Genomic DNA, 23,132 nt, shown 5'->3' on the forward strand with positions numbered 1-23,132 from the left:
TCTGTTGTGAATCTAAAGTAAAATTAATTTGTGTCATAGAGATCTCCTTATGTTTGTTTGGGTACTAACATAATAACAGAGCCTCTATGGCTTTTTTTACTTTTACACAATTATATGGACTTTATCGGGAGGGTTAATATGTATAATATTGTTTTATGTGACGACGATATTAAATGGCTTAATTTGTACAAAGACTATATTGAAAAATTTGCATTTGAAAAGAAAATTAGCATTAACCTTGATTATTATGAAAGTGGAGAAAAGTTATTATTTAGTTTGTCGGATTTTGAAAAAGAAATTCATATTTGTATTATAGACATCTATATGGATGGAATCACCGGAATCGAAACTGCTAAAAAAATGCGGGAGATGGGCTATGATTCGACTGTCATTATCTTTTCTACGGTTTCTAAAGATCATGTATTTGAAGCATTTGACTTACGTTCTTTCAATTATTTAATTAAAAACGAACTACCTTATGAACGCTTTGTGACTGTTTTTGAGGAAGCGACAAAGTTTTCGGATTCAAGTTTAGGTGATTATTTTCAATTTAAACTATATTCTGAGACCTATATGGTTCCATTGAATGACATTAGTCATTTTGAATCCATTGGACGAAAGATCAGCATCCACTTGGATGATGGCGATCAGCATGAATTTTATGACACCATTTCAAATATTTCAACGTCGTTGGATGAGGATAAATTTGTCAGAATCCATCGTTCTTATATTGTGAATATTTACCACGTCAAGTTTGTCCACAAAGACCATGTCGTTCTTAAAAACAATACTGAAGTACCCATTGGAATCACCTATAAAGATCAACTCAAATCTCGGTTTTTCCAATCTGTTCGTAATAACCTTAAAGAAATCTATAAGTAACTTTAAATAAACTAAAGTTGCTTTTTTTTACGCATTCATAACCATGGATATGATTTTCATGACAGTTTTCACCCCAACAAAAAAATGCTTTTGTATAGTCATGACAAGGAGGTAGAAGAAAAAGATGAAAAAACTAAACTTTGATGGATCACTTGGATCCTTCTTGTCATTAGAAATTGTTAATGTATTAATTTTAATTATTACACTTGGCTTTGGAATGCCTTGGGTCTTAGTGAGACGTTTTCGTTGGAGAGCAAAACACACGTTGCTTGATGGAAGACATTTTGATTTCACTGGAGAAGCCTTGGACTTATTTGGTCATTGGGTCTTATGGTGGTTACTAACACTTATTACATTCGGACTTTACTCATTTATTTTAAAATTAAAAGTCACTGAATGGGAGGTCAACCATACCGTTTATATCGATCAGTTTGGAGGGTCTTTCGATGGACAAACCAATTACTAAACGAATAGCCTCCGTTCTTATTGGGATTGCTTATACTACATTTGGTATCCTTATGATTACAAATCCTGCCACAACACTTAAGGCGCTATCGCTAATTGCAGGAATTATTATTCTCATCACTGGCTTTGCTTATTTATTTCTCAATAAAGAGAACAGTGATAAGCAAGATTCAACAATGCGAATGATTGAGGCTATTCTTTTAATGTTGCTGGGATTAATGTTTCTCTTTGGAAACCATCTCAACAATATGCTCTTACTTTCATATTTATTACTATTCTGGATTATAATCGATTCAATGTTGCAATTAAACTTTTCACTTCACCGTGAAAAATCACCATATAGAACAATCAACATTGTCATTGATTTAATCATCGTTGCATCCTCAATCTATGTCCTATTTAATCCTCTCTTAGCAGAAATGACACTTGTTATTTTTGTTGGATTTACCTTTATAGGGACTGGAGCAACAAAAGTAATTAAAGAGATGTAGCTTGAGGATGGTATAATAAAAGTGACCAATGGTCACTTTTTCTACACATAAGAAAGGATGATAACAATGTGTACAAGTATTACCTTAAAAACAAAGAATAACCAGCATTTATTAGCTCGAACTATGGATTTCTCATTTGAACTTGAGCCTGAGATGGCAATGATGCCTCGTCATTATCCAATGAATTTTCATTTTATGGAACAGCCACTTGCTGATCACTACGCTATTTTAGGTTTGAGTAAGAAATTAAACACCCATTTTATGGCCGATGGCGTCAATGAAAAAGGTCTTTCAGGTGCAACACTTTATTTTGAAGATTATGCACATTATATTAGCCAAGATGATATTGATGAAAATAAAATTCAACTCGGTCCTATCGAGTTTTTAATGTATGTTTTAGCAACATGCGAAACAATTGAAAATATTATTGAGCTCGAAAAAAACGTACAAATTGTTGATCTATTTGTTGATTTTATTCAAAGAACGCCACCACTTCATTGGGTCTTTGTCGATCAATCTGGCCGTTCAATTATCATTGAACCTCGAACAGATGGCTTACGAATCTTTGAGAATAACTTAGGAATCTTAGCGAATAGCCCTGATTATGAGTGGCATTTAACAAATATTCGAAACTATATTAATTTAAGTCAAAGCAGCTATGGTCCAAAAACAATTTATGGTCAAGAATTCAAACCATTTGGACAAGGATCTGGAACATTTGGTTTACCTGGTGATCTGACACCACCTTCACGTTTCGTCCGTGCACTTTATAGTAAACTAAGCACCAAGCTTCCTGACAATCCTACCGATTTAGTGATTGCTGCAAGTCATGTCCTTAATTCGGTCGATATCCCTAAGGGAAGTGTTGTAACTCAGCGCGGAACCTTGGACTACACTCAATACACTTCATACCTATCATTAAGCGATTTAGCATACTACTATCGTCTTTATAATTCGTTTGAAATTGTGAAATGTACATTCGATTATGATCGTATTGATGAGGATGAAATCATACTCTACTAAGACATGGGTAACCATGTCTTTTCTTATGGTATAATAAATCAAGGATGTGATACTATGATATACATTGATGCAGACGGTTGTCCTGTTGTTAATATCACCATTGATCTTGCTTATCATTTTCAAATACCCGTAACACTTGTTAAAAACTATGCTCATGATTTTTTCGATGATTATGCAACCATTATCACGGTTGATATTGGTCCTGATAGTGTCGATCATTACATCGCCAATGTTATCAAACCCAATGATATACTCATAACCCAAGATTATGGTCTTGCAGGCTTAGCTTTATCCAAAAATGCGATCGCTATGAATCAGAATGGCTTAGTTTACACAGCCTATAATATTGATGCATTGCTAGCGCAACGACATATGAATGCTAAATTGCGAAAGCAAAAAATAAAACATTCAAACCCTAAGAAAAGGACGTTACAAAACGATCACGACTTTGAAGACCAACTCCTCAAAATAATCACAAAAAAGACAATGTCCACATCAATTTAGACATTGTCTTTTTCTATTATAAAATTTTAAATCCTAAATCTTTAACATCATCACTAAACATTTGAACTGTTTCTTGTGACAATTGCAATAATTCTTTTCCTAACATTGGTAATTTAGCAATAATCGATGGTGTACATGTAATAATATCTGCACCCACTTCATCAGCTTGGATCATGTTATATAGTTCTCTTGAACTTGCCCATAGAAGTAAAACACCCTCTTTTTTGTGACAAATGTTTGCACTTTCTTTCATGATTGGAACTGGATCAACCCCTGTATCTGCGATGCGTCCTGCAAATACAGAGACAATGTTTTCAATTCCTGGTTGAAGTGCATCCACAACTTCTTGAACTTGTTCAACTGTAAATACTGCTGTAACATTCAATTTTATACCTAATAAGGATAACTCTTTAATTAAGGGAATTGATGATTCACCTGCTGCATTCATAACAGGTATTTTAACCATGACATTTTCCCCAAACTCAGCAATCTTCAACGCTTCTTTCTTCATCGTCTCAAAATCATCGGCAAAAACTTCAAATGAAACTGATAAATCTGGAATTGCTTTTACAACATCTTTCGCAAATTCATTATAATTTGTAATTCCTGCTTGTTTCATTAAGCTAGGGTTCGTTGTAAAACCTGCAGCGACACCACGTTCGTATAAAGAAATCATATCGTTGATATTAGCACCATCTGCATATATTTTAACATTCATAATTCAAAACCACTCTTTCTAATTATTCTTCATCATCAAACACATTGTTAATAGCTTCAGGAGAAGGTTTTAGGAAACTTGGTAACACTAATGCAACTGCTACAATAGCAACTAATCCATAGATTCCTGTGTTTCCTAATAGTTCACCAATTTTACCAATTAATAAACCAATAACGGCAAAGTCAACATCTCCAAATGTTGTATTCGCAAACCCTAGATTTCCTAAGACTGGTAACAATAACGCTGGCAAGAATGCAAGGAGTAAACCATTCACAAATGCACCAATAACAGCACCTCTACGCCCCCCTGTTGCATTACCATAAATTCCTGCGGTCGCACCACAGAAGAAATGTGGAACAAGACCTGGAATTATTAAGATACCACCAGTTGCTCCTAAAACAAGCATACCGATAATTCCTCCAATAAAACTAGAAATAAAGCCAATAATTACAGCTGTTGGTGCATATGGGAAGAAAACTGCACAGTCGACCGCAGGAACTGCATTCGGAATGATTTTACCTGCAATTCCTTGGAATGCTGGAATTAAGTCTGCCAAGATCATACGTACCCCAGCATAAACAACTGCAACACCAACTGCAAATTTTAGACCACTTAAAATTGCGAATACATAAGGATTTACACCTGCTGATAATTCAGCTTCAATGAATGTTGGCCCTGCAGCAACTGCAGCAATTAAATAAATAACAATCATTGTTAATGCAGTAGAAATCGTTGTGTTTCTAATAAATCCAAGTGATTCTGGTACTTTAATATCTTCTGTACTTTTCGAATCTTTACCTACTATATTTCCAATCCATGCTGATACATAGTAACCTAAACTACTAAAATGTCCCATTGCAACATCATCACCATCAGATACTTTAAGTGTATAACGTTGACCAATTGCCGGTGAGATTGCAGACCAAGCCCCTAAGAAGAAGCCACCAATCAAGATGAGCGGAGTTCCTTCAAAACCAAGAGCTCCTAAAACAGCTGAGAGCAAGCAAGCCATAAAGAAACTATGATGACCTGTTAAAAAGACATATTTATAACGAGTAAAACGAGCAATTGCAATATTGAATACTAAACCTGCAACTAAGATACTCATCGTTTCAACACCTAATAATGCTTGAGCAACAGAGGTTACTGCCTCATTATTTGGGACAACCCCAGTAATATTAAACCCATGCTCTAACATTTGAGACAATGGATCTAAATTTGAAACAATCACATCAGCACCTGCTGACAACATTAAATAACCAAGAATTGGTCCCAGTGTCCCTGTTAATACTTTATGCCAAGGAGCACGCATTGCGATTAAACCAACCATCGCCACCAAGCCCATTAAGAATGCTGGTTGCTGTAATATATCACTAATAAAACTTAATAACCCTTCCATATTGTTTCCTCCTTATAATGGATTTATTGTCCTGACATCTCTTTTAAGATTGGCAAGACATCTTCTGTAATTTTTTTCTTATTCATGTAAGAACGAGTAATTGCTACTTTCTGATTTGGTTTAAAAATACTTTCAAATTCCTTAACAGTTACAAATAAATCTGCATCTTTTCCAACTGCAGCATTTGAATCAATTGACTCTGCTTGAATCTCAATACCGTTTTCTTTAGCAATTTCTTCAAGCTTCATTTTTAACATTAAGCTACTTCCAATTCCATTACCACAAACTGTGACAACTCTAATCATCTAAATCACCTCTCTCTTCGATTAACCCATATAAATCATCAATATTATTCATCATAATCATGTCATCAATATTTTCATCATCATCAAGTAAATTCGCAAGTTGTTGCAATGCTTTTAAATGACTTGAGCTATCAATGGTACTTAAAACAAAAATTAAACTGACTTCCTTTTTCTCATCCCCTTGAAAATCAAAATCAACGGCATTATTTAGTTTTAGTAAACTAATTCCAAGTTTTTTTGCGCCATCCTCTGGCCTTGCATGAGGGACCGCAACTCTAGGTGCCAATACAATGTATGGCCCTAATTCTTCAACCTTTAGAATCATTGCATCAATATATTTTTCTTCAATGTACTGATGATCTAATAACGGCTCAGCTGCAAATCGAATCGCTTCTTTCCACGTTAATACTTCATCAGTTATTTGAATAAACTCTTTTCTTAATAAATCTTTCAAATCCAATCCCTCCAATCTTTGATTTTGATACATTAATCGATTTAAATCTCTTACCAATGCTTTTTCATCGTGTATTGTGGCATACTTCTTCACAGTATTAATAATGTTGTTTAATGACAGTTCATGATGACTATCAACCAAACGAAACTTAGCTTTCACCTGATTTCTCAGCACGTCCTGTTCAACCCAATTCATAATTGGAGTTGTGACAAATAATGGTTTTGAGGTTTCAAAATACACTGTAGAAAAAATCAAATCATAATCATCAGCTGCAATGTTTTTCACATCAACAGCACTAAATACACCCTTAAATTCGATACTTGGAAATAATTTTTCAAGTTGTAAGTTTAATAACAATGAAGAACTTACACCATGTGGACAAACAGTAATTGCTCGATACTTTTGTTTTTGCTTATCTGTTTTGTTTCGTAACTGTCCACCAAAATGAATTGTAAAATAGGCAATTTCATCATCTGGAATGACTTTATTCAATCGTAAGGATAAAGGTTCTAATGCTTTATCAACTAAATGATACAATTCTTCGTACTCGAACTTTATTTTATCAGTATAAGGATTCGTAATTGGAATATCATACTTTAAACGATAGTAAGCAGGAACAAGGTGTTCATACAGATTTTGGTGTAGGTCATGATCATTTTTTGATCCTAATACCCCAACTGCCAGTGCATCGACACGGTTAATAATTTCCTCGGTTAAGTCAATTAAACTTTCATCTTTAATAAAGTATTGACTCCCTTGGATAGTTGTCGCAAACCGAATCGTAAAATATAACTTGTCTTCAGGTTTAGTAATGCTTAAAGCAGTGCACACACTTTCTGAGAAATCGTAAAGTATAAATGATTCAAAGTATTCAACGGTTTGCTTATCATAATACAAATCATATAAATCCAATTTGTTTTTATGTTGAATAAATATTAGCAAGTAGACTAATTGCTCAACTCTTTCTAAAACAAAGTTTAAGTCATAATTCTTGGCTAAGTTTGTGATTAAGTCATAAGTTCGACTTATATTAACCTTAATCTCAGCTATTTTAAAAATATGTTTTAGATAGATCCGACTATTGTTCCCAATTAGGATTCTATTCAGTGATTGTTCAATTCCATTTCGAACTAACGTTTCAAAGCCATTCATCTGATAGCCATTTTGACGATTATACGAAAAATTTAATCGATTATTACGACAATACTCTTCATAAATCCTTAACTCTTTAAGTGCTGTATTTCTACTCACACCTAATAAATCTTGAAAATGATTCACCGATCGATAATTTACATCAAGGACCATGTATAAATATATTACATCCTGCCTTAGTTCACTTGGAACAACTAAAGAAGGAAAAAATAATTTAAAGATTTCTTCTTCGGACTGCCTAGTTTTTGAATCAAGGCTCACTGTATCCTTGTCAATTCGTATTAATGGAATCTTACGCATATCTAGTGCTTGATTAATTTCATGAATCGTACTCATCAGCTGCTCTTCACTTGTATCCATCAACTTGATTAGATCCATTAACATCAAGTCACTATTACTAAACAAAATATTTAATAATTCGATTGTGAATCCACTTACCACTTGTTTACCTCCTACATTAAGTATATATTAAGCCCTTACATTTCTATGAACGATAGAGTCCAAGTTATTCTTGTGATTGATTTTACTTGTACTCACCTACATTTAGTATAAAAAAAATATCATAAAAAAGATATCAAGATTATATTCAAAAAAAAAGAAACTGTCTGGGGGACAGTTTCTTAAGAGGATTAATTCACGCGATAGTTCGTATCATTAGTTTGTAGTATTTCAAGGGTTGCATCCAATGCAAATTGGGTCATGTTACGCACTGAAACATCTGTATAATATGCGCAATGATGGTAAAACGTTACCTTAGGATGCTCTAATAACTCTTTAAACAATGAGTCTTCAATTTCTTTACCCTCATGATTTCCTGGCACATAAGGCGCTTCATTTTCATAAACATCCAACGCAGCACCTGCGATTTCTTTAGCATCTAATGCGTTTAGAAGAGAGGATGTATCAACTAAAGTTCCTCTTGCACAGTTAACCAAATACGCATCATTTTTCATTAATTTAAACATCTCATCATTAAATAAATGGTAATTATCTTTGAAAGCAGGCATATGCAATGACACTAAATCCGCTTGCTTTACTGCATCTTCAACGCTGTCACAAAATGTAATGATATCTTCAAGTCCTGCTTTAGGGTATGGGTCATAACCGATAACATTTGCTCCAAAAGCTTTATATAATTTAGCGACTAATAATCCAATATGACCAACACCAATAACCGCTACAGTCATATCTTTAATGACTCTTGCCCTAATATCTTGTGTCCAACTAAAATCTCTTACTGCTACTTTTTTATCAAGTTGATGTGACTTACGTACTAATTGAAGTCCTAACATTAATGAATACTCAGCAATTGATTCTGGTGAATATGACGGTACATTCGTAATAATAATGTCGTTCTTACTTGCTTCTTCAAGATCAAAAATTTCATACCCTGCAGTTCGTTGAGCAACTTGCTTAATTCCCATTTCTTTTAGTATCGGATATAAATTGGAATCAAAGTCTCCAACATGAGCAACGGTAACACCATCATATCCTTCTAACATATGCACAGTTTCTAAAGTCAAAAATTCACTGACATAATCAACCTTAATTTTATGAGTAGCTGCCCACTCTTCAATAAATGGAATTCGTTCTTCATTTGCATTAAAACATAATATTTTTGTCATAGTTTCTCCTTTATAATTTTGCTTCAAAATCTGAATCTTTAATAATTTTTAATCCTTTGACACTCACGTTGTAAACAAACATGCATAGTGCAATTGGAATAATGAAATAAACAAACACTAAAATAACAATATTTATAATTGGACTGTTTGTCATATAACCATAGGCGACAAGGGGTCCAACTAAACCAGCAAATCCAAATCCAGCAGATGCGGGTGTACCTTGTATGTTAAGAATAGGTGCTAAAGCTCCCATGATTCCAGCAACAATCGCAACTGGTATTGCAATTTTTAAATTACTGAAGAAGTTAGGCATCATAGTTTTGACTCCACCTAAGACAATTGATACGGTGATACCCAATTCATTTTTCGCTTTATGTGAACCATAAGCCATAAATACAACAACCGCAACTAAGCCAAGGTTCGCAGCTCCAGATCCAATCCCACTTAATGATATCGCAATAGCAATAGCAACTACGGATATCGGTGTAAGGATGAGAATTGCAAAAATAACTGCAATAACAATACTCATTAAAATTGGTTGTAACGCTGTTGCTGAAGCAACAATGTTCCCAATCATTCGTGTGAGTGATGAAACATAAGGTAATGTAAGAATACCAATTGCACCAGCACCAAAGGCTACAATACTTGGATAAGCAATTGTTGCAAAAGCTTTCACTTTATCTTCGATTAATAATGCAATCCAAACTGCAATACCTGAAACCAACATAGCATTGACTGTATCACCAATCCCTACTATATTCCAAACACCTTCAATCGAAACCACATTGCCGCTTCCCAAAAATGCAGCAGCACCAACAGATAGCATTTGGATTAAATTTAATTCAAACTGTTTAGCAACACCAATACCAACTAAAACAGGCATCAATAATTGAATAATTTGCACTAAATGATTCAACTGTTCAAATCCAGACCATACTGGAATTAGATTTGTAAAAATCTGTCCAAAAATTGCATTGGGTATAACAGCAACAATAATTCCACTGGTAGCCCCATTAATTACCTTCATCACAAATTGTGACACACTGTATTTCTCCTTAGAATTTTGACTCATATTTTCCTCCTTATAATCAAAAACCTTCATCTTCCGACCACTTCGGAACACGTTCCACTTTAGAATAACAAGAGTCTTTATTCGTTGCAATGAATAAACCTCATTGTTTTATCTTTTTATTAATATACGTTATCAATTTAATGGTGTATAATAAAACTATGTGAAAATATTAATATTTTATATAATGTTTTTAAATTTGGAGGTAATAATCGGATGAAGAAGAATCCCGTAATCACAAATATAGTTGATGCTTTTGCTATTTTAGATTTAATCAACCAGAAAACAGAAATTGGCATTACAGCAATTTCCAAACAATTGGATCTACCAAAAACTACTGTTTTTAGAATTATGAAATCACTCGAAGCCGTTCAGGTCGTTAAACAAAATGAGAATAGCCATTATACGCTTGATTATCATATTCTCAAATATTCAAAAGGAATGAATATTAATGAACACATTACAACCATCGCTGAGCCCTTTATCAAAGAGGTCGTGGAGAAAACCGGTGAAACTGTCAACCTTGGAATGCAGTATAAAGAAGATTTAGTCATTTTAAGTCGGGTACACGGAGATTTTTACCAACTCTCAGCTTCTTTAAGACCGGTGGGTGATCTGTATTGTTCGGGTATGGGGAAATTATTCCTCGCTCAATGGAACGACGACGATCTAAAAAAATATTATTCTGATCTTCCGAAACGAACGATTCATACAATTTCAACGTTTGAAGAATTTAAATCTATACAAAAAAACATTATCAAAAATAATGTTGCGAGTGATATAGAAGAATACGAGTATGGCCTTTCATGTTATGCTGTCCCAATTTTTGACCAAAATGAAAATATAATCTATGCAATTAGTATCTCAGGCCCAAATAGTCGACTTGAATATAAAGGAATTAATGTGTTGTTAGACGCACTTCATGAATGTGCAGCAAAAATCCAAGACTCTCTATTTACATTTGAATCTGAATAAAAATGGACTCTAACCGTTAAGTTAGAGTCCATTTCTTATTAAATGAGATGTTCATCAACAATGTGAAACCCGATAATATAAGGAACGAAAATAAAAGCAAGTGTCAATACTCCTGTAATTAAATTCAATGCATTAATATAGAAGAGTCCAGACAGTACAATTAAAGCTAAAGAAAATACCAGCACTAATTGACTTCTAATTTTCATTCGTGACATCGGTAATCTTACCAGTGTTAATGGATAAAATCCAAATAATATTGTGAGCAGTTGTGTTTTTTTCATATTTTTCCTTTCATAATTATGCTAAATTTCGTTTAGCAGCCATCCAACCATTGTCAAATCTCACATCAAAGTGAGCTTGACCAAAGATACCCCATAGAACAACAGCAGCTGCTCTAAATCCCAGTTTGGCTTTACCACGTCTAGCCCAACCTTGATTATGAGTATAAACTCCAGCATGATAGTATGCTGCCCAAGAGCTTGTTCCCCAAGCTGTTAGAATGGCGACAGCCGTACCGACTGCAAGACCGCCATCAACATATGTCATTTCCTCAGAATCTAAGATTCTGTAATTAATTGGTAATTGAATAGTACCCCTCCTTTACGACCTCCTTCACAAAAGACAAGCAATTGTGATTCACAAACAAAAAAACAAAGAATCAACTGCCACATGTTTAAGTAAGTTCCACGAAGCGAATGTCCTATTTTTTGCTTTACATCCCTTATTTGCTTTCTTTCCATGATCGTAACATCGCCCCACTTGTGAATCAATGAACTCATGTATCTTTTTTAAGGCGTTATTTATTATTTATTTTCGTAAAACTTACTGAAAAATGCATAAAAAAAAACAGAATAAGCTTATGAGACTCACTCTGTACTGTATCTTTATTTTACACATCTAAAGCCTAAATTACTGCTTGAAGAGGCACCTGTATTTCCAGTCCTTGCTGAAATTCGATAACGATTACAATAAGAATCATGACATAAAAATGAACCACCTTTGATTGCATAGTGTTCATCATTGAATCGATTGTGTTCTTTAAAGATATCACGTCCTGTATTATTTTTAAAATAATCTAAAGGTACTCCTCTTGGATTAGAACACCACTCCCATACATTGCCAATCATTTGATACAAACCATATTGATTTGGCTCATATGTTTTGACAGGTGCAGTTCCTAAATAGCCATCTAAGCAATCATTTTCTCTAGGAAAATCTCCTTGAAATGTATTACAAACATACTTTCCATTTGGAACTAAGTCATCTATTTCCCAATAAAATTTTGTATTATCAGTCTTTCCTTTAGCTGCAACTTCCCACTCTGCTTCACTAGGAAGTCTTAATCCTGTCCAAGCACAATAAGCAAGAGCATCATTTCTACTCACATGAACAACCGGATGATCCATGAGTTCATCAATAGAACTATCAGCTCCAAAGGGGTGTTTCCATGAACAGCCTTCCACACCATACCACCATTGTAAACCTTGATGCTTAATCTGTTTTTCTTTTTCTTTTTCACTTAATAACAAATGAAAAACGAAAGACCAGCCAAATTTTTCAGCATCAGTAATATACTTTGTCTCTTTTACAAATTCATCAAATTGACGATTCGTTACTGTAGTGGATGAAATTTCAAATTCATGGATATACACTTCTATTTGAGGTCCTTCTTTATCCTCACTGAATCCAATCCCATCATTCGTCCCAATTTTATAGGTACCCGCCGGTATTTTTATCATATAAATTCCTCTTTCTTTTACTAATATTCTACCACACTATTCGATCGAACGATTTATAAAAAAACTTAGCTTATATTGAATAAGCTAAGTTCTTTTAGGTTTTAATATTGTTCTTTTTTTCTGTTTATTTCATTTAAAACAATCATCGCTGCACCAGATAATGTCGTTAAAAGCGCAAATAGTATCGGCATATTTGACATACCTGTATTGGGTAATTGTGGTTCAACTACAGGTTCTTTAGGATCCACAGGTTCTATTGGCTTATCAGGTACAATTTCAACCGGAACTTCTGGTTCAATAGGATTCTCTGGATCTTCTGGGTTAGTCACTGTCGCGATATTCACGCGCTCACCATGAATTCCTTCATCAGCTTTAACTTTGAATGACACTTTAATGTCTGTGCCGTATTCAACAGACGCTAAGATTAATTCAAATTTATTATCTGTCACTGTGGCGTTTGATTCGACACCATTGACAAGTATCTTACCATCAGTAAAGTTGATGCCTTCTGGTAATGTATCTTCTACTTTAATATTTTTTAATGCATCCGAACCTTCAACGGTATTTTTCACAGTAATCGTATAGGTAAATTCTTCACCTGGTTTAACTTTATCAGCACTGACTTCTTTCAAGGCTTCTAAGTTCCCATCAGGAACAACTACCACTGGAACTTCTGGTTCCTCAGGGTTTTCTGGATCTTCTGGGTTTGTCACTGTCGCGATATTCACGCGCTCACCATGAATTCCTTCATCTGCTTTAACTTTGAATGACACTTTAATGTCTGAACCATAGCTCACTTCTGAAAGAATCAATTCAAATTTATTACCTGTAACGGTTGCGTTTGATTCGACACCATCAACCAATATCTTACCATCAATAAAATTGATGCCTTCTGGTAATGTATCTTCTACTTTAATATTTTTTAAAGCGTCAGATCCTTCAACGGTATTTTTCACAGTAATAGTATACGTAAATTCTTCACCAGGTTTAACTTTATCAGCACTAACTTCTTTCAGTGCTTCTAAGTTTCCATCCGGAACAACAACCACTGGAATTTCTGGTTCTTCAGGGTTTTCTGGATCTTCTGGGTTAGTCACTGTCGCGATATTCAAGCGTTCACCATGAATTTTTTCATCAGCTTTAACTTTGAATGATACTTTAATGTCTGAGCCATAGCTCACTTTTGAAAGAATCAATTCAAATTTATTACCTGTCACGGTTGCATTTGATTCGACACCATCAACCAATATCTTGCCATCAATAAAATTGATGCCTTCTGGTAATGTATCTTCAACTTTAATATTTTTTAAAGCGTCAGATCCTTCAACGGTATTTTTCACAGTAATAGTATACGTAAATTCTTCACCTGGTTTTACTTTATCAGCACTAACTTCTTTCAGTGCTTCTAAGTTTCCATCAGGAACTACTACCACTGGAACTTCTGGTTCTTCAGGGTTTTCTGGATCTTCTGGGTTAGTCACTGTCGCGATATTCAAGCGTTCACCATGAATTCCTTCATCAGCTTTAACTTTGAATGACACTTTAATATCTGAGCCATAGCTCACTTCTGAAAGAATCAATTCAAATTTATTATCTGTAACGGTAGCATTTGATTCGACACCATTGACAAGTACCTTACCATCGGTAAAGTTGATGCCTTCTGGTAATGTATCTTCTACTTTAATATTTTTTAAAGCATCAGATCCCTCAACTGTATTTTTGACAGTAATCGTATAGGTAAATTCTTCACCTGGTTTAACTTTATCATCACTAACTTCTTTCAATGCTTCTAAGTTTCCATCCGGAACAACAACTACTGGAATTTCTGGTTCTTCAGGATTTTCTGGATCTTCTGGGTTAGTCACTGTCGCGATATTCACGCGCTCACCATGAATTCCTTCATCTGCTTTAACTTTGAATGACACTTTAATGTCTGAACCATAGCTCACTTCTGAAAGAATCAATTCAAATTTATTATCTGTCACTGTGGCATTGGATTCAACACCATCAACCAATATCTTACCATCAGTAAAGTTAATGCCTGCTGGTAATGTATCTTCTACTTTAATATTTTTTAATGCATCCGAGCCTTCAACGGTATTTTTGACAGTAATCGTATAGGTAAATTCCTCACCTGGTTTTACTTTATTAGCGCTGACTTCTTTCAATGCAGAAAACTTGCCATCTGGAACAACTACTACTGGAATTTCAGGTTCCTCAGGATTTTCAGGATCTTCAGGGTTAGTCACTGTCGCGATATTGATACGCTCACCATGAATTCCTTCATCTGCTTTAACTTTGAATGATACTTTAATGTCTGTGCCGTATTCAACAGATGCTAAGATTAATTCAAATTTATTATCTGTAACGGTTGCACTTGATTCAACACCATCAACCAATATTTTACCATCAGTAAAATTGATGCCTTCTGGTAATGTATCTTCGACTTTAATATTTTTTAAAGCATCAGATCCCTCAGCGGTATTTTTCACAGTAATCGTATAGGTAAATTCTTCACCTGGTTTTACTTTATCAGCGCTAACTTCTTTCAAGGCTTCTAAGTTTCCATCAGGAACAACTACTACTGGAACTTCTGGTTCCTCAGGGTTTTCTGGATCTTCTGGGTTAGTCACTGTCGCGATATTCACGCGCTCACCATGAATTCCTTCATCTGCTTTAACTTTGAATGACACTTTAATGGCTGTGCCATAGCTTACTTCTGAAAGAATCAATTCAAATTTATTACCTGTCACGGTGGCATTTGATTCAACACCATCAACCAATATCTTACCATCGGTAAAGTTAATGCCTTCTGGTAATGTATCTTCAACTTTAATATTTTTTAAAGCGTCAGATCCTTCAACGGTATTTTTCACAGTAATCGTATAGGTAAATTCTTCACCTGGTTTTACTTTATCAGCACTGACTTCTTTCAAGGCTTCTAAGTTTCCATCAGGAACAACAACCACTGGAACTTCTGGTTCAATAGGATTTTCTGGATCTTCTGGGTTAGTCACTAACGCCTTATTTATTTTAATAGAGTGCTTATTTTCTGTAGCTTTAACATTGAATGAAATTTTTACATCTTGACCATAAACGACTTCATCAATATCTAAATCAATGCTCTTGTTACTCACTTCAAAATTGCTCAATACACCATTGATATATATTTTACCATCGGTAAATTCAATACCATTTGGCAATGTATCTTTAATGTTAACATTTTTGATACTTTCTGACCCTTCAGTAATATTTTTAACAATAATTGTATACATAAATGTTTCATTGGGTTTAACAATTGGGGAACTAACTTCTTTAATCGCTTCAATAACTCCGTTAGGCGTAATCACCACTGGAACTTCTGGTTCTTCAGGGTTCTCAGGATCTTCTGGGTTTGTAATTGTTGCGATATTAATACGTTCTCCATGGGTTCCTTCATCGGCTTTAACTTTGAATGACACTTTAATGTCTGAACCGTATTCAACGGACGCTAAGATTAATTCAAATTTATTATCTGTCACTGTTGCACTTGATTCAACACCATCAACCAATATTTTACTATCAGTAAAGTTGATGCCTTCTGGTAATGTATCTTCTACTTTAATATTTTTTAATGCATCCGAACCTTCAACGGTATTTTTCACAGTAATGGTATAGGAAAATTCTTCGCCTGGTTTAACTTTATCGGCACTGACTTCTTTCAAGGCTTCTAAGTTCCCATCAGGAACAACAACCACTGGAACATCTGGTTCCTCAGGGTTTTCTGGATCTTCTGGGTTAGTCACTGTCGCGATATTCACGCGCTCACCATGAATTCCTTCATCAGCTTTAACTTTGAATGACACTTTAATGTCTGAACCGTATTCAACGGATGCTAAGATTAGTTCAAATTTATTATCTGTAACTGTTGCACTTGATTCAACACCATCAACCAATATTTTACCATCAGTAAAGTTGATGCCTTCTGGTAATGTGTCTTCTACTTTAATATTTTCAAGTTTTGCAGAGCCTTCAACGGTGTTTTTTACGGTAATAGTATACGTAAATTCTTCACCAGGTTTAACTTTTTCAGCACTGACTTCTTTTAATGCTTCAAGTTTTCCGTTCATATAATTATTGATGGTGAAGTTATAATCTCCATTTGCATCAACGACTGATGTATATCCAGCAACGTTATGCTCTTTTACAGTATAGTTAATCTTTGTACCATCCACCTTGTGGGTTGGTAGATTTGAGAAAGTATGATTTGTAACACCATCTGTTAATGTAACTGAATCCACAATCATTCCATCTGCTAGAAGGTCAATTGTAATGTCAGGATGTGTGCTGAGTGAATCATTCCATATTTTCTCAACATTTACATCTTTTTTCGCAATATTATTTGAAATAACCAACAAAACCCCTGTCTGACTATTTTCTTTCAATTCAAACGGATATTTTTCTGTTGGATCAAAGGTTACAAATCCTGGTGCGGAAAGTTCTGTTATGTAATACTTGCCATCTTGCAATGCCAACATATCAACCGTACCGTCTGCTTTGGTGACAAACTCATCATTTGTTAAGTAATCGACTTTGCTCCCATCCTCGTTAAATATTTTAAAAGTAACATCACCTAAAGGGTGAGAATCATCCCCGTTAACGGCGAGTTTCATCACTCGTAAAACACCTTTATCAGGCGCAATGATACCACCTGAAGAAATGTTTTTGGCTTCTTTATTGAGCTGTTCTCTTACAACATCACTTCCATCATAATCTTTGTAGAACCCCATCGCATCATTATAAAATTTAGGTTGATACTTTCCTTCTGGGGTAATCTTTGTATGATAACGAATTGTGTATTCATAATTTGGTAATGATCCCTCTTTAAGAACAGTTAATTCAAATTCATTGTCGTTGTTAAAAACAAGAGTTCCATGACCATTCGTTACAAATTCTTGAGGAGTCAAATTCACATCTGACATATCTGGTTCAGCTTTAGTAATGAAAAAGTAATCCGGATCTAAATTTTCCAAACTAACGGGTAATGCAGGATCAAGCACCTCAAATTTTTGACCACTGTGTATCGTATCCACAATCTTGAGATCACTTGGGAAAGGATCTTGATTACGGTTTACATGCAACCACCAAACAACGTGATCAGGATCATCTGTCCAAATGGTACCTCCAGGTTTATAGAAAAAAGGACTACTACCTAAAGTTTTCATATAGGCAATTGAATAATCTTTTAATAAATTACTATCTTCTGTTCCCATATTATGTTTAAATTCATTAACATAGTCGATATTTGGAAGTTCTTTCCCATCAATTTGGCTAACATAGGACGCTTTAACAGTAAAATTAAAACTTCCTGTATAATCAACCGCGTTATTAATATTATTTGTAAATGTAATGATTATGTTTCGTCTATTGGCACTTGTTTCAACTGTTGCGTAATGAATGCCATTTTGCTTAAGTTGAATTGCGCCTCCCCCTGTTAAGGCAAAAGGGTCTAAGTCTTGTGGAACCTCAAGCGTAATCTTATGGTTATCGGTAAGTTTATACCCTGATTTTTCAGAAAAATCAACTTTAATAATAAATTGATTTCCATGACGATAATCATACTTTTCATTTCCTGCAATTAGAGTTCCATCTTCATTTTCAATTGCTTCATGAAATGTAATATTATCAATTATACCTGTATTATTGAGTTCTATCTTATTTTCTCCTTGTGCTTTTATTGGATTGACAATTAGTGTTGTCGTAACCAAAGCGAAGGCAATAAGCGCACTTAAAAAACTCTTTTTCATGTTCTTCATCTTCATTCTCCTTCTAACTCAATATATAATATTTTGATCCATACTAAAATCCATAAACCCTCCAAGAATGAGGATTGTAAGTATGTGTTTTGAATAAAATATATCATTTTCTTCTAATACATATATTAAAATGTATATTCGAATAATAATATAATTCTCAATTTTATGAAACTAATATGATTCATATGGACTGTCAATTTTTAGCATTTGTTTATAATAATTGATAATGATTTTGCAATTAAAAAAACTCAACACTTTCGTATTGAGTTGGATTCATTATTTAGTTATTGTCATTTTGCCGCTGAAATATCTATTTCAATTTTAATTTCTGGCAAACCTAAAGCTTGAACATAGGCTATTGTCATTGAAGGATAATCTTCTTTAAAATAATCATCCCAAAGCTGATCAAAGAAATCCCAATCAATGGGTTCAACGGACCAAATATTTACTTTTGTAATATTTTCCGCTTCGATTCCTTCACTCTTTAGTAACGTTTTAATATTTATGAATAATTGAGCAACTTCATCGTTAAAGTCTGATGGAATCGTTCCATCACTTGCTATTCCAATTTGTCCTGAAAATTGATAAGTATCCAATTCAGCGGGTATTTTCGTAATATGGGTGTAATTCCCAACCGGACTATAATACTGTTGCGGATGTTTTCTAATAATTTTCTTCAGCATAACGCCTCTTTCTTTTTTACAGGTCCTTTTGATACAATCTTATAGAATTACCATCGTCTTCTTTTGCTAAGCCACGATAGTCCCAACCTAGTTTTTCATAGAAGTGACGATGATCTGTTACGAGATAGATTGTCTGATAACCTGCTTTTAATGAGTCTTTTTCAACTTGACTTAACATTTTTCTAGCAATCTGTTTACCACGATAGTCTTCCTCTACATAAAGAGCACATACATTCGGACTGAGATGAACATGGTCATGAAAATCGTTCTCAATTACCCCAACACCGGCAATTATTTTATGTTGATCATTTCGAACAATGTACCAACTTGGAACAAAATTATGTACTTGATCTTGGGTCATACTCTCGTGGTAGGCTTCCTTAGGTACTGACCACTTTTTAGAAAACCACAAAGCTGCTTCTTCGATATTTTCATTTTTAGGCTTAATTTTTTCAATTTTATACATGATTGCCCCCTTCTTATTCACTTCTTAACGCTTCAACAGGATCTTTCTTAGCTGCGGTTGACGCTGGGATTAATCCAGAGATAAATGCTAAAAACATACTAATTAAAATCAATACAACTGCCGCTTGAACTTCTAAGTGAGCAATATTAGGGATACCAAATACCTCATAGACAATAATACTTGCGAATGTACTGACAAGATAGGTAACCCCGATTCCAAATGCACCTGCGATAAAGCCAACGATGAGTGTTTCTGCATTAAAAACTCGTCGAATATCTTTTTTACTTGCTCCAATAGCTCTAAGTATCCCGATTTCTTTGATTCTCTCTAAAACGGAGACGTAAGTGATAACACCGATCATTATCGAAGAAACAATGAGTGATATACCAACAAATGCAATGAGAGCATATGAAATGGTATTAATAATTGTCGTAACAGAAGACATAATTGCTCCTACAAAATCGGTGTATTTAACAACTTTATCTTCATGGTTTTGATTTTCCATTGATTCATTGTAAGTATCAATAAACTCTACGACATCTTCTTTTGTTGTGAAATCTTTCGGATAGAGATTAATTTGACTTGGTTCCTCTAAATCACGATAACCCAATTTTCTAAGATTAGAGCCTTGACTTGCTTGACCCTGCATCCCCATGCTTTGGATAAGATTAATAAATGCATCCTCATCCATGTTAAATTGAAAGGCTTGAGCAAACATTGCTGGGTTTATTTTAATACTATTTTGAAGTTGGCTTGGAATATCGCTGAGCATCGTTTGAATGTTTTGAGCGAGATCATTTTGAACTTGTTCAAAAATAGTAGACATGGTTGTTTCCATATAGACTGCAAAGTAATTTTGAATCGATGTTGTTAATTGTTCAATGACCTTAGAATCATCGTTAATTTTACTGAGGTCTTTAATTAGTTTTTCTTGGACTGCTTCACTTTGAATGTAAAGTGTAAAATTAGTTAGCCATTCTTCAAGTGAGTTTACCCCTTGTTCAGTTTGACTTTTCACAAATTCTTGTAATATATTAATTAAAACTTGTTGAACGTCTTCAATCGGTAAGTTTACTTGTGAAGAAATAGTGGATGCTAATCCTTCTAATTCCAAAGGTGGAATTTTTAGATTATTCGTATTAATTGATAACGAACTAAAGTCGATATTGAATCTTGAATCATCAAATTGAAAAGCTTGTTGAATCATGGATTCATCGATTGTAATTAATTCTTCAATATTTAAGGCATTATCTCCGCCTAGATTACTCATATCTTCGAATTTTTTTCCTGTAAATACATTGATATCTGGTTTTTTTATCTGTTCCTGGACAATGTCATAGTTTTTTGCTTTTTGAATTAAATCCTTGCTCAAATCACTCGTATAGTAAATTCCAGGACTTAACATTGGTGTTTTTGTTCCATCAGCTACTTTCACAACCCCAACAACGTTTAGATTTGTACCTTCTTTGATGGCTTTATCCATAAATTTTACGTCATCACTTTGATTAACCCACATCTTATAATTATCATCATATTTATACATTTCAGCGGGATTCACAACTTTGAACTTAACATCTAAAAGTTTGTCAAACTTCACAAGAGTCTCGGATGTTTCTGTTTCAATTTCCTTATCATTTTTTACACTTTCTAACATATCCGCCAAATGTTTTCTGTCTTTGAGCCCCATACTATATAGCATGGTATCGGTTAATTTTTCATTCCCCATCAAGACGACAATTGCTTCAGATTTATCACTAGGCCAATGCCCTGTAATTAAGTCATATTGTTCCTCAAACAAAGAAGCATCTCCAGGCAGTTCTCTGAATGCACTGCTTCCCATATCACCCACTCCAGCAATCATATCCATGCCGCCCATGTTTGTGAGTCCAAAATCGTCATAAATCTTATCGGGATTGACTTGACGATAGCGTGGGTTTTCGTTTTCAAGAAATAACATCGGAGAAATGCCATACTTATATTGAATACTTTTGACGTAGGGTTCAATGAGCTTGGGATTGGCGTCAATATACTCTTTAAAACTCTTTAAGTCGTTTTTATTTTGATGTGTAAACAAGCTATCTACAGTGTTAAGAACAACAAGTTCATCATCTTTAGCTTCAGTGCTTGATTGGGTATCTTGGATTCCCTCACCACCCATAAAACTCGTAATATCAATCCCAGATGAGTCGACAGATAGTGGATAAGCACTCATGGTCTCTTGTTCTATATTCTTAACATACATGTTTATTCCACTTGCAAGCGCCAAAATCAGTGCAATACCAGTAATCCCGATTGATCCAGCAACAGCAGTTATAAATGTTCGTATTTTTTTTGTTTTTAAATTACTGATGGATAGACCCAAAGCTGTTAGTGGAGACATTTTAGTCTTAGCTTTTTGTTTGATATCTTGTTGACCTATATCTTGATTACTGACTTTGTATGGATTTGAATCATTAATGACTTCGCCATCCTTTAACTCTATAATCCGATTGGTATATTGATAGGCTAATTCAGGATTATGAGTAACCATGATAACTAGGCGATCTTTCGCAATTTCCTCAAGCAGCTTCATAACTTGGTCTGATGTTTTACTATCCAATGCTCCTGTTGGTTCATCGGCCAAAACAATCTCAGGATCATTGATTAATGCTCGAGCAATTGCCACCCTTTGCATTTGTCCACCTGATAGTTGACTTGGGAGTTTAGTTACATGATCCCCTAAACCAACTTCATCCAAAGCCTTAAGCGCTCTTTGTTTTCTTTCCTTACTTGAAACACCACTTAGCGTTAAAGCAAGCTCGACATTTGCTAAAACAGATTGATGTGGAATTAGATTATAACTTTGAAAAACAAAACCAACACGATTATTACGATAGGCATCCCAATTTGATGATTTATACTGTTTAGTCGACACACCTTCGATAATTAAATCACCTTCATCATATTGATCAAGGCCACCTATAATATTTAACATGGTTGTTTTCCCAGATCCTGAGGCTCCTAATATTGAAGCAAATTCATTATCTCTAAAACTGATGGACACACCATTTAATGCATTTTGAACAAAATCTTTTGTTCGATAGGATTTTACGATTCCTTTTAATTCCAACATCTCATCACCTTTTTTCTACTCAATTGAGTTAAATTCACACTCACTGTATCAGTGAACTAATGTAATTATACAGTACTTATATTTTTGATACCACTCATTGTCATAAAAGTTAGGTATTTGGTATTGAAACTTATGTGAAAACTCTAAAAGTCAAGTCCATAATCTTGTGTAAAATTCATTATGTCAGCAAGTGGATCTAACCAATCCACTTTTTTGTTGATTCAGTAAAACTAATATACTGTCTTGAACTCGATTGCCAATCTTCATGAATATCT

The 23,132-nt window shown here is 34.3% G+C and carries 19 protein-coding genes; 6 read left to right on the forward strand and 13 right to left on the reverse strand.

The genetic code is table 11. From position 1 onward, the window contains the following. Nucleotides 1–138: 138 nt before the first annotated feature. The 5 genes from GVV10_RS08800 to GVV10_RS08820 all read left to right on the forward strand — a co-directional run bounded on the left by GVV10_RS08800 (nucleotide 139) and on the right by GVV10_RS08820 (nucleotide 3,365). Nucleotides 139–882: a LytR/AlgR family response regulator transcription factor gene (locus tag GVV10_RS08800; protein WP_159521783.1), complete on the forward strand. Its 744-nt coding sequence runs from the start codon at nucleotides 139–141 to the stop codon at nucleotides 880–882. Between the two features lie 124 nt (nucleotides 883–1,006). Continuing rightward, nucleotides 1,007–1,348, forward strand: coding sequence for a DUF898 family protein (locus GVV10_RS08805; RefSeq protein ID WP_159521785.1), 342 nt, complete (start codon nucleotides 1,007–1,009; stop codon nucleotides 1,346–1,348). After that, on the forward strand, nucleotides 1,329–1,838 hold the full coding sequence (locus GVV10_RS08810; RefSeq protein WP_159521787.1) for a DUF308 domain-containing protein: 510 nt from the start codon (nucleotides 1,329–1,331) through the stop codon (nucleotides 1,836–1,838). Before GVV10_RS08805 ends, GVV10_RS08810 begins: the two co-directional genes overlap by 20 nt. A gap of 66 nt (nucleotides 1,839–1,904) precedes the next feature. Beyond that, complete coding sequence (locus tag GVV10_RS08815) at nucleotides 1,905–2,861, forward strand: choloylglycine hydrolase family protein (protein ID WP_159521789.1); 957 nt, start codon at nucleotides 1,905–1,907, stop codon at nucleotides 2,859–2,861. A gap of 54 nt (nucleotides 2,862–2,915) precedes the next feature. After that, nucleotides 2,916–3,365 carry a YaiI/YqxD family protein gene (locus GVV10_RS08820; protein WP_159521791.1) on the forward strand — a complete coding sequence of 150 codons (450 nt, stop codon included), beginning with the start codon at nucleotides 2,916–2,918 and terminating at the stop codon, nucleotides 3,363–3,365. Between the two features lie 16 nt (nucleotides 3,366–3,381). Here the strand turns inward: GVV10_RS08820 and GVV10_RS08825 are convergent, their stop codons facing one another. From GVV10_RS08825 to GVV10_RS08850, 6 genes are all read right to left on the reverse strand, one after another. Next, a complete protein-coding gene (locus tag GVV10_RS08825; RefSeq protein WP_159521793.1) occupies nucleotides 3,382–4,083 on the reverse strand; it encodes a transaldolase in 702 nt (233 codons plus the stop codon). Nucleotides 4,084–4,105: 22 nt separating this feature from the next. Beyond that, a complete protein-coding gene (locus GVV10_RS08830) occupies nucleotides 4,106–5,482 on the reverse strand; it encodes a PTS ascorbate transporter subunit IIC (protein ID WP_159521795.1) in 1,377 nt (458 codons plus the stop codon). A gap of 23 nt (nucleotides 5,483–5,505) precedes the next feature. After that, nucleotides 5,506–5,787 carry a PTS sugar transporter subunit IIB gene (locus GVV10_RS08835; protein ID WP_159521797.1) on the reverse strand — a complete coding sequence of 94 codons (282 nt, stop codon included), beginning with the start codon at nucleotides 5,785–5,787 and terminating at the stop codon, nucleotides 5,506–5,508. After that, entirely contained in the window at nucleotides 5,780–7,834 is a 2,055-nt protein-coding gene (locus GVV10_RS08840) for a BglG family transcription antiterminator (protein WP_159521799.1), read from the reverse strand. The genes GVV10_RS08835 and GVV10_RS08840 overlap by 8 nt, the downstream gene beginning before the upstream one ends. A 188-nt stretch (nucleotides 7,835–8,022) precedes the next feature. Beyond that, on the reverse strand, nucleotides 8,023–9,018 hold the full coding sequence (locus GVV10_RS08845) for a D-2-hydroxyacid dehydrogenase (protein ID WP_159521801.1): 996 nt from the start codon (nucleotides 9,016–9,018) through the stop codon (nucleotides 8,023–8,025). Nucleotides 9,019–9,028: 10 nt separating this feature from the next. Beyond that, nucleotides 9,029–10,090: a PTS transporter subunit IIC gene (locus GVV10_RS08850; protein WP_159521803.1), complete on the reverse strand. Its 1,062-nt coding sequence runs from the start codon at nucleotides 10,088–10,090 to the stop codon at nucleotides 9,029–9,031. A gap of 213 nt (nucleotides 10,091–10,303) precedes the next feature. Between GVV10_RS08850 and GVV10_RS08855 the strand changes: the two genes are divergently transcribed. After that, nucleotides 10,304–11,062, forward strand: coding sequence for an IclR family transcriptional regulator (locus GVV10_RS08855; protein WP_159521805.1), 759 nt, complete (start codon nucleotides 10,304–10,306; stop codon nucleotides 11,060–11,062). A gap of 38 nt (nucleotides 11,063–11,100) precedes the next feature. On the opposite strand, the gene GVV10_RS08860 is transcribed toward GVV10_RS08855, so the two are convergent. The 7 genes from GVV10_RS08860 to GVV10_RS08890 all read right to left on the reverse strand — a co-directional run bounded on the left by GVV10_RS08860 (nucleotide 11,101) and on the right by GVV10_RS08890 (nucleotide 22,857). Further along, the gene (locus tag GVV10_RS08860; RefSeq protein WP_159521807.1) at nucleotides 11,101–11,343 is read right to left on the reverse strand and encodes a hypothetical protein; all 243 of its coding nucleotides are present in this window, start codon (nucleotides 11,341–11,343) and stop codon (nucleotides 11,101–11,103) included. Between the two features lie 16 nt (nucleotides 11,344–11,359). Further along, nucleotides 11,360–11,608 carry a hypothetical protein gene (locus tag GVV10_RS08865; protein ID WP_159521809.1) on the reverse strand — a complete coding sequence of 83 codons (249 nt, stop codon included), beginning with the start codon at nucleotides 11,606–11,608 and terminating at the stop codon, nucleotides 11,360–11,362. 338 nt (nucleotides 11,609–11,946) lie between these two features. Beyond that, nucleotides 11,947–12,801 carry a formylglycine-generating enzyme family protein gene (locus GVV10_RS08870; protein WP_159521820.1) on the reverse strand — a complete coding sequence of 285 codons (855 nt, stop codon included), beginning with the start codon at nucleotides 12,799–12,801 and terminating at the stop codon, nucleotides 11,947–11,949. Between the two features lie 101 nt (nucleotides 12,802–12,902). After that, on the reverse strand, nucleotides 12,903–18,596 hold the full coding sequence (locus GVV10_RS08875) for an isopeptide-forming domain-containing fimbrial protein (RefSeq protein WP_159521822.1): 5,694 nt from the start codon (nucleotides 18,594–18,596) through the stop codon (nucleotides 12,903–12,905). Between the two features lie 290 nt (nucleotides 18,597–18,886). Next, a complete protein-coding gene (locus tag GVV10_RS08880; protein ID WP_159521825.1) occupies nucleotides 18,887–19,279 on the reverse strand; it encodes a RidA family protein in 393 nt (130 codons plus the stop codon). 16 nt (nucleotides 19,280–19,295) lie between these two features. After that, complete coding sequence (locus GVV10_RS08885) at nucleotides 19,296–19,745, reverse strand: GNAT family N-acetyltransferase (protein WP_159521827.1); 450 nt, start codon at nucleotides 19,743–19,745, stop codon at nucleotides 19,296–19,298. Nucleotides 19,746–19,758: 13 nt separating this feature from the next. After that, nucleotides 19,759–22,857, reverse strand: a complete 3,099-nt coding sequence (locus tag GVV10_RS08890; RefSeq protein WP_159521829.1) for an ABC transporter ATP-binding protein/permease — start codon at nucleotides 22,855–22,857, stop codon at nucleotides 19,759–19,761. Nucleotides 22,858–23,132: the final 275 nt, after the last annotated feature.

The organism is Erysipelothrix urinaevulpis (genome assembly GCF_009828835.1).
GTDB lineage: Bacteria > Bacillota_I > Bacilli_A > Erysipelotrichales > Erysipelotrichaceae > Erysipelothrix > Erysipelothrix urinaevulpis.

Excerpts from the sequence above, each read along its gene's own strand:
- GVV10_RS08800 (WP_159521783.1), top strand. The coding sequence starts at position 139 with ATGTATAATATTGTTTTATGTGACGACGATATTAAATGGCTTAATTTG.
- GVV10_RS08805 (WP_159521785.1), top strand. The coding sequence starts at position 1,007 with ATGAAAAAACTAAACTTTGATGGATCACTTGGATCCTTCTTGTCATTA.
- GVV10_RS08810 (WP_159521787.1), top strand. The coding sequence starts at position 1,329 with ATGGACAAACCAATTACTAAACGAATAGCCTCCGTTCTTATTGGGATT.
- GVV10_RS08815 (WP_159521789.1), top strand. The coding sequence starts at position 1,905 with ATGTGTACAAGTATTACCTTAAAAACAAAGAATAACCAGCATTTATTA.
- GVV10_RS08820 (WP_159521791.1), top strand. The coding sequence starts at position 2,916 with ATGATATACATTGATGCAGACGGTTGTCCTGTTGTTAATATCACCATT.
- GVV10_RS08825 (WP_159521793.1), bottom strand. The coding sequence starts at position 4,083 with ATGAATGTTAAAATATATGCAGATGGTGCTAATATCAACGATATGATT.
- GVV10_RS08830 (WP_159521795.1), bottom strand. The coding sequence starts at position 5,482 with ATGGAAGGGTTATTAAGTTTTATTAGTGATATATTACAGCAACCAGCA.
- GVV10_RS08835 (WP_159521797.1), bottom strand. The coding sequence starts at position 5,787 with ATGATTAGAGTTGTCACAGTTTGTGGTAATGGAATTGGAAGTAGCTTA.
- GVV10_RS08845 (WP_159521801.1), bottom strand. The coding sequence starts at position 9,018 with ATGACAAAAATATTATGTTTTAATGCAAATGAAGAACGAATTCCATTT.
- GVV10_RS08850 (WP_159521803.1), bottom strand. The coding sequence starts at position 10,090 with ATGAGTCAAAATTCTAAGGAGAAATACAGTGTGTCACAATTTGTGATG.
- GVV10_RS08855 (WP_159521805.1), top strand. The coding sequence starts at position 10,304 with ATGAAGAAGAATCCCGTAATCACAAATATAGTTGATGCTTTTGCTATT.
- GVV10_RS08860 (WP_159521807.1), bottom strand. The coding sequence starts at position 11,343 with ATGAAAAAAACACAACTGCTCACAATATTATTTGGATTTTATCCATTA.
- GVV10_RS08865 (WP_159521809.1), bottom strand. The coding sequence starts at position 11,608 with ATGACATATGTTGATGGCGGTCTTGCAGTCGGTACGGCTGTCGCCATT.
- GVV10_RS08870 (WP_159521820.1), bottom strand. The coding sequence starts at position 12,801 with ATGATAAAAATACCGGCGGGTACCTATAAAATTGGGACGAATGATGGG.
- GVV10_RS08875 (WP_159521822.1), bottom strand. The coding sequence starts at position 18,596 with ATGAAGAACATGAAAAAGAGTTTTTTAAGTGCGCTTATTGCCTTCGCT.
- GVV10_RS08880 (WP_159521825.1), bottom strand. The coding sequence starts at position 19,279 with ATGCTGAAGAAAATTATTAGAAAACATCCGCAACAGTATTATAGTCCG.
- GVV10_RS08885 (WP_159521827.1), bottom strand. The coding sequence starts at position 19,745 with ATGTATAAAATTGAAAAAATTAAGCCTAAAAATGAAAATATCGAAGAA.
- GVV10_RS08890 (WP_159521829.1), bottom strand. The coding sequence starts at position 22,857 with ATGTTGGAATTAAAAGGAATCGTAAAATCCTATCGAACAAAAGATTTT.